At 60.0% G+C, this 12,961-nt stretch carries 13 protein-coding genes and 1 pseudogene; 7 read left to right on the top strand and 7 right to left on the bottom strand.

Annotation, left to right across the window (positions count from 1 at the left end; translation table 11 throughout):
• Positions 1–150: 150 nt before the first annotated feature.
• The 3 genes from KW839_RS27045 to KW839_RS27035 all read right to left on the bottom strand — a co-directional run bounded on the left by KW839_RS27045 (position 151) and on the right by KW839_RS27035 (position 2,159).
• Complete coding sequence (locus KW839_RS27045; RefSeq protein ID WP_060541858.1) at positions 151–564, bottom strand: VOC family protein; 414 nt, start codon at positions 562–564, stop codon at positions 151–153.
• Between the two features lie 97 nt (positions 565–661).
• Entirely contained in the window at positions 662–1,321 is a 660-nt protein-coding gene (locus KW839_RS27040; protein WP_060541859.1) for a TetR/AcrR family transcriptional regulator, read from the bottom strand.
• Complete coding sequence (locus KW839_RS27035) at positions 1,308–2,159, bottom strand: 3-hydroxybutyryl-CoA dehydrogenase (RefSeq protein WP_218426015.1); 852 nt, start codon at positions 2,157–2,159, stop codon at positions 1,308–1,310. The genes KW839_RS27040 and KW839_RS27035 overlap by 14 nt, the downstream gene beginning before the upstream one ends.
• A gap of 158 nt (positions 2,160–2,317) precedes the next feature.
• Between KW839_RS27035 and KW839_RS27030 the strand changes: the two genes are divergently transcribed.
• Together KW839_RS27030 and KW839_RS27025 are read left to right on the top strand one after the other, a co-directional pair.
• Positions 2,318–3,325, top strand: a complete 1,008-nt coding sequence (locus tag KW839_RS27030) for an AraC family transcriptional regulator (protein WP_218426014.1) — start codon at positions 2,318–2,320, stop codon at positions 3,323–3,325.
• 145 nt (positions 3,326–3,470) lie between these two features.
• Positions 3,471–4,586: a hypothetical protein gene (locus KW839_RS27025; RefSeq protein ID WP_218426013.1), complete on the top strand. Its 1,116-nt coding sequence runs from the start codon at positions 3,471–3,473 to the stop codon at positions 4,584–4,586.
• Between the two features lie 121 nt (positions 4,587–4,707).
• Here KW839_RS27025 and KW839_RS27020 read toward each other — a convergent pair whose 3' ends face one another.
• Positions 4,708–5,430 carry a pirin family protein gene (locus tag KW839_RS27020; protein ID WP_218426012.1) on the bottom strand — a complete coding sequence of 241 codons (723 nt, stop codon included), beginning with the start codon at positions 5,428–5,430 and terminating at the stop codon, positions 4,708–4,710.
• Positions 5,431–5,795: 365 nt separating this feature from the next.
• Between KW839_RS27020 and KW839_RS27870 the strand changes: the two are divergent.
• From KW839_RS27870 to KW839_RS27000, 5 genes and pseudogenes are all read left to right on the top strand, one after another.
• Positions 5,796–6,040, top strand: a pseudogene (locus KW839_RS27870) (hypothetical protein).
• Positions 6,033–6,647, top strand: coding sequence for an antibiotic biosynthesis monooxygenase (locus KW839_RS27015; protein ID WP_218426011.1), 615 nt, complete (start codon positions 6,033–6,035; stop codon positions 6,645–6,647). Before KW839_RS27870 ends, KW839_RS27015 begins: the two are co-directional and overlap by 8 nt.
• A complete protein-coding gene (locus tag KW839_RS27010; protein WP_218426010.1) occupies positions 6,644–8,482 on the top strand; it encodes an amidohydrolase in 1,839 nt (612 codons plus the stop codon). The genes KW839_RS27015 and KW839_RS27010 overlap by 4 nt, the downstream gene beginning before the upstream one ends.
• A gap of 71 nt (positions 8,483–8,553) precedes the next feature.
• On the top strand, positions 8,554–9,180 hold the full coding sequence (gene ycaC / locus KW839_RS27005) for an isochorismate family cysteine hydrolase YcaC (protein WP_218426009.1): 627 nt from the start codon (positions 8,554–8,556) through the stop codon (positions 9,178–9,180).
• A gap of 299 nt (positions 9,181–9,479) precedes the next feature.
• Positions 9,480–10,376, top strand: a complete 897-nt coding sequence (locus tag KW839_RS27000) for a LysR family transcriptional regulator (protein WP_218426008.1) — start codon at positions 9,480–9,482, stop codon at positions 10,374–10,376.
• 150 nt (positions 10,377–10,526) lie between these two features.
• On the opposite strand, the gene KW839_RS26995 is transcribed toward KW839_RS27000, so the two are convergent.
• From KW839_RS26995 to gspG, 3 genes are all read right to left on the bottom strand, one after another.
• On the bottom strand, positions 10,527–11,039 hold the full coding sequence (locus KW839_RS26995; protein ID WP_218426016.1) for a hypothetical protein: 513 nt from the start codon (positions 11,037–11,039) through the stop codon (positions 10,527–10,529).
• 155 nt (positions 11,040–11,194) lie between these two features.
• Entirely contained in the window at positions 11,195–12,382 is a 1,188-nt protein-coding gene (locus KW839_RS26990) for a type II secretion system F family protein (RefSeq protein ID WP_060541869.1), read from the bottom strand.
• 14 nt (positions 12,383–12,396) lie between these two features.
• Complete coding sequence (gene gspG / locus KW839_RS26985) at positions 12,397–12,831, bottom strand: type II secretion system major pseudopilin GspG (protein ID WP_060541891.1); 435 nt, start codon at positions 12,829–12,831, stop codon at positions 12,397–12,399.
• Positions 12,832–12,961: the final 130 nt, after the last annotated feature.

Genomic DNA, 12,961 nt, shown 5'->3' with positions numbered 1-12,961 from the left:
CGAACTCAGCAGTGAAACGATGCATCGCCGATGGTAGTGTGGGGTTTCCCCATGTGAGAGTAGGTCATCGTCAAGATTAAATTCCGAAACCCCTATCTGCGTATGCAGGTAGGGGTTTTGTTTTTGGCCGCGGGAAAGTCCAGGGATTTCTCATTGATCCTTTTCGCAGTTGACCATCCACGAAACACCAAAACGGTCAACCAGCATGCCGAAGCGTTCCGCCCAGAACGTGGCCTCCAGCGGCATTTGCACGCTGCCCCCTTCCGACAACGCAGTGAAGACCCGCTCAGCCTCGGCGATACTGTCGACGTTGAGTGAAATGGAGCAAGCGCTCATGGCGTCGGTGGGGCGATCAGGGGTGGTATCCGATCCCATGAGCGCCTGGTCTCCCACCACAAGACGGGTATGAATGATCAGGTTATGGAGATCCTTGGGGACGTGTTCGGCGGCAGGGGTTTCACCGAAGGTCAGCATGGCTTCGATATTGCCGGGCAGGCTTTGCGCATAGAACGTGAAGGCAGCTTTGCAGTCGCCATTGAAAATGAGGTAGGGATTGATTTTCATGTTCGGCTCCAGGTGTTGAAGTACACACAAACACACCTCGGATTGGACGCCAGGGTCGCTGGCGAATTCCGATTGGGTTGAGCCGACAAGCTAAGCTTTAAATCGTGGCAGGGACCTGTATTTCTTTAGATATCTTTTCTATAGGGCGGGCGAGGCTTATGGCCTCCAGTGCGCGCTTGGGGGCCAACAGGCGCTCGACGGCACCGCAGACCATGCTCTCCAGCAGTTCTTCGCGTTCTTGCTCACCCAGCGCATGTGGGGTCAGCCAGCTGGGAGCGCTGTTGAGCAAGCAGCCAATGGCATGCCCGGCCGCCAACAAGCCTTCTTCGCTGAAGCGGGAACTGCCGCCAAGCATTTTCAGGAGGGTGCGCTCATATTGTTCGCGCAATTGCTGCACCCGTTCCTGTTGCTCTTCATTCAGACAGCCGATGTCGCGTTCCGCCAGGCGGAAATGCCAAGGCATATCCCGATGCAGATTCAGGTGCGCGCGGATCAGGCTGCCCAGCCTGTCGCGCTTTGCCGGAGCTTTTTTCTGGATGCGGGCGAGGGTGGCCAACAGCTCCTCGTAGAACTCCTCGATCAGATCGAGCAGCAGGTGCTGTTTACTCGGGTAGTGGTGGTACAACGAGCCTGGGGAAAGCCCCAGGCACGTCGCCAGCTCACGCATGCCGACCTGGCCGAAACCTTTGCTGGAAAACAACTCCAGCACCTTGTCCCGGTACTCGGCAAAGCGCGAGCAACGTTCAGGCATAGGCATGGAAACCGCGCCCCGATTTGCGCCCCAGGTAACCGGCCGCGACCATTTCCTTGAGCAGCGGAGCAGGGCGGTATTTGCTGTCGTTAAAGCCGTCGTAGAAGGCTTCCATGATCGCCAGCAGGGTATCCAGGCCAATCAGGTCGGCCAATGCCAACGGGCCGATTGGCTGGTTGCAACCCAGGCGCATGCCCGCATCAATGTCCTCGACGCTGCCCAGGCCTTCCTGGAATACCAGAATCGCTTCGTTGATCATCGGTACCAGGATCCGGTTGACCACGAAGCCTGGGCGGTTGCCCGCGGTGATCGCGGTTTTGCCCAAGGTGGTGGCCATGTCCAGCGCCAGTTGGTGGGTCGCGTTGCTGGTCTGCAGGCCACGGATGACTTCGATCAGGCCCATCACCGGCACCGGGTTGAAGAAGTGCAGGCCGATGAAGCGCTCCGGCTGGCTCACACTGGCGGCCAACTGGGTGATCGACAGCGACGAGGTGTTGGAGGCAATCACGCATTCGCTGCTGACCTGCGCCGCGATCTGCTGCAGCACACGCAGTTTGAGCTCGAGGTTTTCGGTAGCCGCTTCAATCACCATTTGTGAGTCTTTGAGGCTGCTGTAATCGGTGCTGGTGCGGATCTTGTCGAGGGCTGCGAGCTTCTGCTCCTCGGTCAGCGTTGCCTTGGCAACCTGGCGATCGAGGTTTTTAGCAACGGTCGCGACGGCTTTTTGCAGAGCGCTTTCAGAGATGTCGAGCAAGGTCACGTGGAAGCCGGCGAGGGCACAGACTTGTGCAATACCATTGCCCATGGTGCCAGCGCCGATCACGCCGATGTTTTGCAGATTCATGTTCCCGTCCTTCAATCAAACCTTGCGATACCTTGGCCGCGGCCGAAGGCGTACTATTGCCGGCGAGTCTAGAGCTGGCAGGGCACTTGTCCTATGCCGGAACTGTTCAACGGCACTGATGTTTTTTGCCATTCGGGTGATGAGAGAGAAGCGTTCAAATGCGGGAAAATGACTCGGTTGCCGCCTACTTCGTGCGGGCAATGATCCATGGACTGGGGGAGGATCCGCAGCGAGTGAAGGCGGTACTCGAACTGGCGGGGATTGATCCGCAAGTCATGCACCAACCCACGGCGCGGGTGCCGGCCGGTGCGTTTGCAGCGCTATGGCTGATTCAGATCCGTGAGCTGGACGACGAGTTTTTCGGCCTCGACTCCCATGGCATGCCGCCGGGCAGTTTTGCCCTGATCTGTCGTGCCTTGATTCAAGAGCCCGATCTGCATAAAGCCATGCGCCAGTGCCTGGTCAACTTCGGGCTGTTCCTGCGCGATTTTCGCGGCACCCTGACGGTGCGTGGCAAGCGCGCGGTCATTAGTCTGCAAACCCACTCCTCAGATGCCGATGCCAGCCGTTTTGGCGAAGAGACATTCCTGGTGCTGATGATCAGCCTGCTGTGCTGGCTGGGTGGCCGACGCATCCCTATCGACCGTGCCGACTTTCGCCACGAGCGCCTGTCCCTCAGCGATGATCGACTGCTCTGGGGCCCGAACCTGACCTTTGGTGCCGAGCGCACCGAAATCGAATTCGCCAGCCACTACCTGCGCCTGCCCGTGGTTCAAGACCTGGCGTCGTTGAAAGTGTTCCTGCGCACAGCGCCGCAATGGCTGGTGATCCGCTTCCGCAACCAGCATGGCCTGGCATCCCAGGTTCATCAGCGCTTGCGCGGCAGTCATTACAGCGAATGGCCGACCTTGCAGGATTTCGCCCTGGAGCAGCACCTGAGCCCCAGCACGTTCCGCCGCAAACTCGAACGCGAAGGCTGTTCGTACCAGGAGATCAAGGACGAGGTGCGACGCGGGGTGGCGTTCGAACAGTTGCGCCAGAGCGGGGCCAGCATCAGTGATATCGCCGAGCAACTGGGATTCCAGGAACCCAGCGCCTTCCATCGGGCGTTCAAGAAGTGGACCGGGGAAAGCCCGGGGCGGTATCGGGCAAGATTCCAGGGGTGATTATCGAAGCGTCTGTCAGACGCTTCTGATTTTGTCCGGGCCCGATGTTTCTGGCCTGTTCAGACTGTAAAGTCGCACGTCATTGTCTCTGTTGAGCACTGCTTGCAACAAGGACGCTATGCCCAAGGAAATGGAGTCCACCGACGTGACCGAGTTTGAACGCATCGAAGCTAAACCCGCAGGCACCTCACCCGACCGCTTTGCCCATCTGAGTAGAAGCCTGTTATGGCTCAACGAGCGTGCCTGGCCTCTGGGCATTGGCATTCTGCTCACTGCCGGGATGTATCTGTACCAGTACATCCACGAGGAAAACATTCCCCTCAGCATTACCTCTTCTGCGGTCCTTACCGCGCTGCCGGTCATGTCGGCGATACTCGTGTTCATCATCTCGATCCTGGTGGCGTTCGTCCTGTTGCCGATCTTCGTGCTGTTCCATCAGCTCGATGCCTCCGGAAAACGCCTGAGTGACGATTTGAGTTTCGACCAGAAATCTCCCGAAGCACAGGCTCGTCACCGGCACCTGTTGTGGCGTTGGGGAGGCGGCTTGCTGATCCTCGGGATTTTCTGCGGGTTGCTCACCGCTATCGGCTCCCAGGTCCAGGTCAACCTGCTGTGGGGAAGCGCTGCGGTATCGGCGGCGATGCTGACGATCGCGGGCTACTACAGGCTCATGACGCTCGGTGTACAGGGGACGATATCGACAGAGTTTCGTATCGCCTGTGTGATGTCCGCTTTCGTCCAGATAATGGTCATCCTGAACGTCACTATCGTGGCAATCCACATCGCGAGCCAATACGTCAGCCAGCTCGGCTGGCTTGTGCCTCTGATGCTGGGTGAGTTGGCGATCGTGTGGCTGATCCAGCTGCTGGGTGCACAGTTCGTGGTGAAAGTGCGCGGCCATCAAAATCCGCTCGCCCTGCTGGCGATAGCGGTAACGGTAGTGGTCATCGGATTGGGCCTGCACCCACAGTCGGGCGCCAAGCTGGGCGGGTTTGCGTTCCAGTTTTCGGCTTCCGGGGCACGCAATTGCACGATCATGAGCTTCAGCCCGCAGAGCCAGGGGCTCGAAGCCATAGCGGACCCTGACCGGCCAGGTTTCAGTCGACCGTTACGCGTCGTTGCCGAGGCCGACGCCACCTACTTTGTACGACTCTGGAAGACCGACTCCAAGGCGGTTCAGTTTGTCCCTCGCTCCAGCCTGACCGGAATAGATGCCTGCCCGGTCGATAAAAAGGCTTCGGATAAAACTCGGGACTCATGAGTCTCGCTGTATCCAGTCCACGGACAGTAAAAAGATCGCAGCCTCGCTCCGCTCGTCAGCTCCTACTGAGGTATCCCTGTAGCTGTCGAGCGAAGCGAGGCTGCGATTTTTTGCTTCACCATCAAGGCATCTGCGGCAACTCCTGTGCCCGCAGGTCGAACACCAGCACTTCTGAATCCACACCGTTGCTCAACGTCAACGCCTGTTCTTCACGAACCCGTACGCCATCGCCTTCCTGTAGCAACAAACCATTGAGCTCGACGCTGCCCCGCGCCACATGCACATAGGCATAGCGATGGGCGCCCAGTTCCAGGGTGGCGCTTTCCTTGCCGTCGATCAGACCGGCATACACCCGGGCATCCTGGCGCACCTTCAACGAACCCTTGGCGCGGTCCGGGGAGATGATCAGCTGCAGGCGTCCCCGTTTTTTCTGCGTGCTGAAGTGTTCCTGCTGATAGCGGGGTTTGGCACCGCTGACCTCAGGCACGATCCAGATCTGCAGGAAGTGCACCGGGCGGGTGCTGGAGTGGTTGAACTCGCTGTGGGCGACACCGCTGCCGGCACTCATCAATTGCACGTCGCCGGGGCGAATCACCGAACCGGTACCCAGTGTGTCCTTGTGTTCCAGGGCACCTTCAAGCACATAGGAGAAAATTTCCATGTCGCGGTGCGGGTGCTGGCCGAAGCCTTTGCCGGCGGCGACACGGTCGTCGTTGATCACCAACAGGTCGGAAAAACCCTGCTCTTTCGGGTTGCGATAATTGGCGAAGGAAAAGGTATGAAAGGACTTCAACCAGCCGTGATTGGCCAGGCCACGATCCGAAGCTTTGCGCAGAGTCAGCATGATGAAATCTCCTGTGGGGACGTTGATTCGTCTGATTGAGGAGAAGGTTAATGTTTACTGGCTGATGCAATAAGTAGGTGGGAATTGAAATACTGTCTCCATCCAGTTGACAGACAACCGACCCTCCAGTCGAACGTCATGCACCGAAGATCCAATGTGGGAGCGGGCTTGCTCGCGAAGGGGCCAGCACATCCAGCTTCTCCGACGACTGACACACCGCTTTCGCGAGCAAGCCCGCTCCCACAGGGATTTGTTTGATTTTCCCCGGCGCGCTTGCAAAAACAGCACGTACATTCAATTTTTCCTGTCCCCGTCCCCGCAATATCGATTCCAGCACCCGGTGCTGCGAGTTGTGCGGGGAGAACATGAGCGCTTCGCATCGGCACCACAGTGGACTGCTGTTTGTGCGGCTCAGCGACGCAATATTGCTGTTACGGATGCAGGGTTTGCCCAAGCTGCTTCAATACAGTACTGAGCCGAAAAAAGCGTGCCCTTTCCACCCAAGGGCGAATCTCACGTTGCCGTGATTGTGACCACCAGCATTTTCGTCGCCGGGCCAGGAAGGCTGGCGCTCAATGTGCGTTTCGCCGGAGTCTTGCGCCATGTCTGATCCCGTTCGCCTGCAACCGGTCAAGCCGGGGCCTGATGAAGTCGTGACCCTGATCGTCAAACATCGGGTCAAGGCAGGTTTTGAAGCCCCTTATGAGGCCTGGTTGCGCAACATCGTCAAAGTGGCCGGGCAGAACGTCGGGCACCTGGGCGTGGACGTGGTGCGCGGCAAGAGCGTCGGGCTCGACATGTATACCTGCGTGCTGCGCTTTTGCTCTACCGAAGCGATGCAACACTGGCTCGATTCTCCGCAACGTCGGGAACTGATCGACCAGGTCACGCCGATGCTCGCCGATGGCGACCAGACTGAGGTCAACCCGGTCAACGAGTTCTGGTTCTCCCCGCAGACTGAAGCAGCAGTTCTCCCATCACCACGCTGGAAGCAGGCGGTGTTGACGTTGCTGGTGATTCTGCCGCACACCTTGCTGGTTCCGTTGCTGTGGGGGCCTCTGCTTGGGCTCAACGCATTTCTCTCCAACTACGTGGTGGCCACGTTCCTGATCACCCTGACCATCGTCCTGTCGGTGGTTTATATCTTCATGCCCATGGCGACGCGCCTGTTCGCGCCCTGGCTGTCCCCTTCCGCCGAGTCCAAGGAGCCGCAATGAACGCCGACCTGATTCTGTTCAATGGTCAATTCCATACCGTTGACCGCGAAAAGCCGCTCGCCAGCGCCGTGGCTATCAGCGAAGGTCGTTTTGTCGTGGTCGGCAGCGATGCCGAAGCCATGGCTCTGCGTGGTTCGGGCACACAAGTGATCGACCTCAAGGGCCGCTGCGTCATCCCCGGGCTCAACGACTCGCACCTGCACCTGATCCGTGGGGGCCTGAACTACAACCTGGAACTGCGCTGGGAAGGCGTGCCGTCCCTGGCCGATGCCTTGCGCATGCTCAAGGACCAGGCCGACCGCACGCCAACGCCGCAGTGGGTGCGGGTGGTCGGTGGCTGGAACGAATTCCAGTTCGCCGAAAAGCGCATGCCGACTCTCGAAGAACTCAACCAGGCGGCACCGGACACCCCGGTCTTCGTCCTGCATTTGTATGATCGCGCATTGCTCAACCGCGCGGCCCTGCGGGTGGCCGGGTACACCCGCGACACACCGAACCCGCCCGGTGGCGAGATCGTGCGTGACGCCAATGGCGAGCCGACCGGCATGCTGGTGGCGCGCCCCAACGCGATGATTCTGTACTCGACCCTGGCCAAGGGGCCGAAGCTGCCGCTGGAGTATCAGGTCAACTCGACCCGTCAGTTCATGCGCGAACTCAATCGCTTGGGCCTTACCAGCGCTATCGATGCCGGCGGCGGTTTCCAGAACTACCCTGACGATTACCAGGTGATCGAGCAGTTGGCCAAGGAAGAGCAACTGACCGTGCGCATCGCCTACAACCTGTTCACCCAAAAGCCCAAGGAAGAGCTGACCGACTTCAAGAACTGGACCGGCAGCGTCAAGCTGCACCAGGGCGACGATTACCTGCGACACAACGGCGCCGGGGAAATGCTGGTGTTCTCGGCGGCGGACTTCGAAGACTTCCTCGAACCGCGCCCGGACCTGCCGCAAACCATGGAAGCCGAACTGGAGCCGGTGGTGCGCCATCTGGTCGAACAACGTTGGCCGTTCCGTCTGCACGCCACTTACAACGAATCCATCAGCCGCATGCTCGACGTGTTCGAGAAGGTCAATCGCGACATACCGTTCAACGGCTTGCCGTGGTTTTTCGATCACGCCGAGACCATCACCCCGCAGAACATCGAGCGGGTGAGGGCGCTGGGCGGCGGCATCGCGATTCAGGATCGCATGGCGTTCCAGGGTGAATATTTCGTCGAGCGTTACGGCGCGCAAGCGGCCCAAGCCACACCACCGATCAAGCGCATGCTGGCCGAGGGCGTACCGGTGGGCGCCGGTACCGACGCCACGCGGGTGTCTAGCTACAATCCATGGACTTCGCTGTACTGGATGGTCAGCGGTCGCACCGTCGGCGGCATGGAGCTGCACGCCGAAGGTCTTTCACGCCTGACGGCGCTGGAACTGTTCACCCACGGCAGTGCCTGGTTCTCGTCGGAGCAAGGCAAGAAGGGCCAGATCAAGGTCGGGCAACTGGCCGACGTCGCGGCCCTCAGCGCGGACTTTTTCAGCGTCGATGAAGAGGCGATCAAGTGGATCGAGTCGGTGTTGACCGTGGTCGGCGGCAAGGTGGTGTACGGCGCCGGTGACTTCGACAAGCTCGGGCCGGCCAGCGTGCCGGTGCTGCCGGACTGGTCACCGGTGGTGAAGGTACCGGGCCACTGGCGCCCGACGTCGCCGATGCAGGCCCAGGTTCACCATTGCAGCGGCCCATGCGCGGTGCATTCCCACCGTCATGAACGGGCACGCCTGTCGAACGCGCCGGTCAGTGATTTCGCCGGCTTCTGGGGCGCCTTTGGCTGCTCGTGTTTTGCCTTCTGACGAATTCAAAAAAAGCGCCGGCCCAGCAGGGCGGCGCTGACTGCAACAACCATCCCACAAGGAGTTTTCCAATGAGCAACGTTCCTTACTCGCGCCTGAACAAAGACGATGCCGTGGTATTGCTGGTCGACCACCAGACCGGCCTGATCTCGCTGGTACAGGATTTCTCGCCCAACGAGTTCAAGAACAACGTGCTGGCGCTGGGTGACATCGCCAAGTTCTTCAAACTGCCGACCATCCTCACCACCAGTTTCGACAGCGGTCCGAACGGCCCGATTGTGCCGGAGCTCAAGGCGCAGTTCCCGGACGCGCCGTTCATTGCACGCCCGGGCCAGATCAACGCCTGGGACAACGAAGACTTCGTCAAGGCGATCAAGGCCACCGGTCGCAAGCAACTGATCATTGCCGGTGTGGTGACCGATGTGTGCGTGGCATTCCCGACCCTGTCGGCCATTGCCGAAGGCTTTGAGGTGTTTGTGGTGACCGACGCTTCCGGCACGTTCAACACCACCGTGCAACAAGCGGCCTGGGCACGCATGTCGGCCGCCGGTGCGCATCTGATGAACTGGTTCGCCGTGGCCTGCGAGCTGCAAGGCGACTGGCGCAACGACATGGAAGGCCTGGCCAACCTGCTGTCCGAGCGCCTGCCAAACTATCGCAACCTGATCAACAGCTACACCAAATTCACGGCGAAGTAAGACCTGTCAGTTGAACCCATTACCTGTGGGAGCGGGCTTGCTCGCGAAGGCGTGATGTCAGTCAGCATTGATGTTGACTGAACCACCGCTTTCGCGAGCAAGCCCGCTCCCACAGGGTTTTGGGTGATCTGCAGATCAGCGGGTCTGCAACCCACTCAAAAAACCACCTTTCTTGAGGTCATGGCGGTGAACCGTGCCTGGGACGGCGAGTCAGCGAGGATGCTTTGTTTCAGATTAATTGGATGTCTGGAGGGGGGGAAGCGGCTATAAAGTGATTGGCTGTCCACCAGGGAGTGACAATGAACCCCTTTGAAGATATGCGTATTTTCTGCCAGGTGATGGACTCCGGCAGCTTCACGGCGGCCGCCGATCAATTGGGGCTGTCCAAGCAATTTGTCAGCCGCCGCCTGATGCAACTCGAAGAGCGCCTGGGCGTACGTTTGCTCAATCGCTCGACCCGGCGACTGGATGTCACGCCGCTGGGGCAAAGCTATTACGAGTCAGCCTTGCGCCTGCTCGCTGAAGTCGAGCAGGTGGAGCAGGGCATTGCCGGGCAGACCACCGAGCCACGAGGGACCATTCGTGTGAGCGCGCCGCTGTCCTTCGCACTGGCGCATCTGGGCTGCCTGCTGCCGGTGTTTTTGCAGCGCTATCGCGACGTGACGGTGGAGATGGATTTGAGCGATCGTCCTGTGGATTTGCTCGGTGAGGGTTACGACCTGGCGCTGCGCATCGGCACACTGGAAGATTCGTCGCTGATTGCCCGACGCATTGCCTCCATCGAGCGAGTGTACTGCGCAAGCCCGGCGTACCTGGCCGAGCGCGGCACACCGCTCAAGCCTGAAGACTTGCACCGTCACGACTGTCTGCCGTACGGCCATGGTCGACAGGTGCAATGGCGGTTTGCGGGGCAGGGCAAGCCATTGAGCGTCAATGTCAGCGGGCGGATGCGGGTCAACAACGGCGATCTGCTCAAGGATGCGGCGATCGCCGGGCTGGGGATCACGTATTTGCCGACGTTCATTGTCGGCTCGGCGTTGCAGGAAGGACGGCTGGTGCAGGTGCTGGAGGATAGGCGGCCGGAGCCGCTGACGTTATCGGCGGTCTATCCGCAACACCGGCAGAGTTCGCGGCCGGTGCAGGCGTTGGTTGAGTTCCTGCGCGAAGAGCTGGATCGGGTAGAGGGTAGGTTGTAGGAACGCGCAGGACCGGACGTCAATGAACCTGTGGGAGCGGGCTTGCTCTCGATGGCAGGGTATCAGGCAACAGAAATGTTGAATGATAATCCGCTATCGCGAGCAGGCTCGCTCCCACAGGGTTTTGTGTTGTATGGACTTCAGCGGGGATCAGCTCCTTTTGTCATCCCCAGGCTCGCCATTGGCATGCACACCACGGTCATCGCCGATTTCTCCGTTGGCGTGTACACCACGGTCATCGCCGATTTCTCCATTGGCGTGGACGCCTCGGTCGTCCCCGGGCTCATCATGGGTGCCGCTGCGACCGGAGGACGATACTGCGCCGGAGTGGCTTGAACCGCTGGCGCTGTTGCCGTGGCCGCTGTTGCTGCCATGGTCGCCACTATGGCCGCTGCCGCTGTTACCGCCACTGCCGCTACCACCGTGACTTCCGCCATTGCCGCCGCTACTTCCTCCGCCACCGCCGCCGCTGCCGCCACCACCGTGACCGCCTCCACTTCCGCCACCACCGCCGCTGCCGCCACCACCACCACTACCGCCCCCGCCACCCCCATCCTTGGCCTGAGCACTGGATACCCCGGACAGGCTGTCCGGAATCAAAACGGTAGACGTCGACAGAACTGCGCCAATAGCTATTGCCAGTAAAAGCTTGTTGATGTGCATGTCGTTCTCCGTCTTCTTATTCAGCCTGGAACGTTGATGAACGTTGCAACTTGCTGCTTTTTCCGTTGCTACATTGATGAACACCCCAGCGTGCTGATTTATTCAGTGGGTACCTTGATAAAAAGTGCTGCGTACAGCGCGCCCCTGGTTCGGGGTCAATGAATGCTGGAAGCCAGTTCGAAAATCGGTATGTACATCAGGATCACGATCACCCCGATCAGCAGGCCGATGAAGGTCATCAGCAACGGTTCGAACAGGCGCACGAACCATTCGATCCAGCGGCTGATTTCTTCGTCGTAGAAGTCGGCGCTGCGCTCCATCATCTGCCCGAGGTTGCCGGACTGTTCACCGGCACGCAGCAGGCGCAGGGACACCGGGGTTACCAGATGATTGAGTTCCAGCGCAGCGGACAGCGATTGCCCCTCGCGCACGCGCTCGCAGGCCTGGTCCAGGCGTGAGCGCGAAGCCACGGTGAGCAGGCCTCGGACCATGCCCATGGCCGTGACGAGGGGGATACCGCCTTGCAACAGAATCCCCAGGGAGCGGTAGAAGCGCGCCAGTTCGTACATGAAGATTCGCTGGTGGACCGCCGGCAGTTTTTCGATCAGTCGGTCCACGCCCCGGCGAAAGGCCGGCTGGCGCTGGAGCAGGACCAGGCCAACGATGAGCGCGAGCAGGCCGCCGAAAAACTCTCCCTGGTGGGCGTGGAGGAACATGCCGCTGCTCATGAGGATCTGCGACAGCCAGGGCAGGTTCGACCCCAGGCCTTCGAATACCAGGCTGAAACGCGGCACGACATAGCCCATCAAAAACAGCACGACACCACCGCCTACCACCAGCAACAGCATGGGGTAGATCGAAGCGCTGACGATCTTCTGCCGAACCTCGTCCATGCGCTGGCGGTAGCTGACGTACCGGCCCAGGGCATCGCCCACGGCGCCGGTTTTCTCACTGGACTGCACCAGGGCAACGTACAGCGGGGGAAATACCGCTGATAGCTGGCCCAATGCCTGGGAAAACGATTTGCCTTCATAGAGCAGGCGCACCAGCTCACTCAAGGTTTTGCGGGCCTGGGGCGCGGTTTCTTTTTCCGCCAGACTTTCCAGCGCATCGATCAACGGCAGGCCGGCGTTGAGCAGGGTGGTCAGTTCCTGGCTGAACAACACCAGGTTGAAGGTCTCGCGCTGCTTGAGCCGCAAGGCGCGCCAATGCCGCTCGGCGTGCAGGCTGACCACCCGCAGGCCCTGGTCTTCGACGATGCGGCGGGCTTCGCTGTGACCCGGTGCTTCGACAGTCATTGCAACGACACCGGCTTTGCCGACGGCTTTAAGGTGAAAGCGCATGGTCGCGATTCCCGTTACTGCCAACTGGTGACTTCGGCGTTCTCGCCTTCGCCGCCGGGCTGCCCGTCCTTGCCCATGGACAGCAGGTCGTACTCGCCGTTTTCACCGGGGTAGCGATAGTTGTAATTACGGCCCCAAGGGTCCTGGGGCAGTTTTTTCTGCAGGTAAGGGCCGGTCCAGCGCGGTTCATCACTGGGTGCGCTGATCAATGCCTGCAAGCCCTGTTCAGTCGAGGGGTAATGGCCGACCTCCAGACGGTAAAGGTCCAGGGCCTTGCCCAGGCCTTCAATCTGCGCCTTGGCGACTTTCACTTCGGAGCGGCCCAGTTGGGCGAAATACTTCGGCGCCACCAAACCGGCCAACAGCCCCAATACCACCAGCACCACCAACAGTTCGAGCAGGGTGAACCCGCTTTGGGATCGCGGGGCACAACGAAGACGCTGTTTCATGATGACCTCATACATTTGGCAGCACAGTTGCGACCAAAGCACATGCAATTGCCATGCTCACCCCCGGGCGTCCTCGCGCACCCCTTGTCCTACGGGCCTTGGGTGTAACGGCACAGTGCTTGCGTATGCC

This window comes from Pseudomonas sp. PDM31 (genome assembly GCF_019218965.1).
Lineage (GTDB): Bacteria > Pseudomonadota > Gammaproteobacteria > Pseudomonadales > Pseudomonadaceae > Aquipseudomonas.
The sequence above is the reverse complement of the archived record's forward strand: the minus strand, read 5'-3'. Positions and strand labels throughout refer to the sequence as shown.

Excerpts from the sequence above, each read along its gene's own strand:
- KW839_RS27020 (WP_218426012.1), bottom strand. The coding sequence starts at position 5,430 with ATGCTGACTCTGCGCAAAGCTTCGGATCGTGGCCTGGCCAATCACGGC.
- ycaC (WP_218426009.1), top strand. The coding sequence starts at position 8,554 with ATGAGCAACGTTCCTTACTCGCGCCTGAACAAAGACGATGCCGTGGTA.
- KW839_RS27035 (WP_218426015.1), bottom strand. The coding sequence starts at position 2,159 with ATGAATCTGCAAAACATCGGCGTGATCGGCGCTGGCACCATGGGCAAT.
- KW839_RS27000 (WP_218426008.1), top strand. The coding sequence starts at position 9,480 with ATGAACCCCTTTGAAGATATGCGTATTTTCTGCCAGGTGATGGACTCC.
- KW839_RS27040 (WP_060541859.1), bottom strand. The coding sequence starts at position 1,321 with ATGCCTATGCCTGAACGTTGCTCGCGCTTTGCCGAGTACCGGGACAAG.
- KW839_RS27015 (WP_218426011.1), top strand. The coding sequence starts at position 6,033 with ATGTCTGATCCCGTTCGCCTGCAACCGGTCAAGCCGGGGCCTGATGAA.
- KW839_RS27030 (WP_218426014.1), top strand. The coding sequence starts at position 2,318 with ATGCGGGAAAATGACTCGGTTGCCGCCTACTTCGTGCGGGCAATGATC.
- KW839_RS26990 (WP_060541869.1), bottom strand. The coding sequence starts at position 12,382 with ATGCGCTTTCACCTTAAAGCCGTCGGCAAAGCCGGTGTCGTTGCAATG.
- KW839_RS27010 (WP_218426010.1), top strand. The coding sequence starts at position 6,644 with ATGAACGCCGACCTGATTCTGTTCAATGGTCAATTCCATACCGTTGAC.
- KW839_RS27045 (WP_060541858.1), bottom strand. The coding sequence starts at position 564 with ATGAAAATCAATCCCTACCTCATTTTCAATGGCGACTGCAAAGCTGCC.
- KW839_RS26995 (WP_218426016.1), bottom strand. The coding sequence starts at position 11,039 with ATGCACATCAACAAGCTTTTACTGGCAATAGCTATTGGCGCAGTTCTG.
- gspG (WP_060541891.1), bottom strand. The coding sequence starts at position 12,831 with ATGAAACAGCGTCTTCGTTGTGCCCCGCGATCCCAAAGCGGGTTCACC.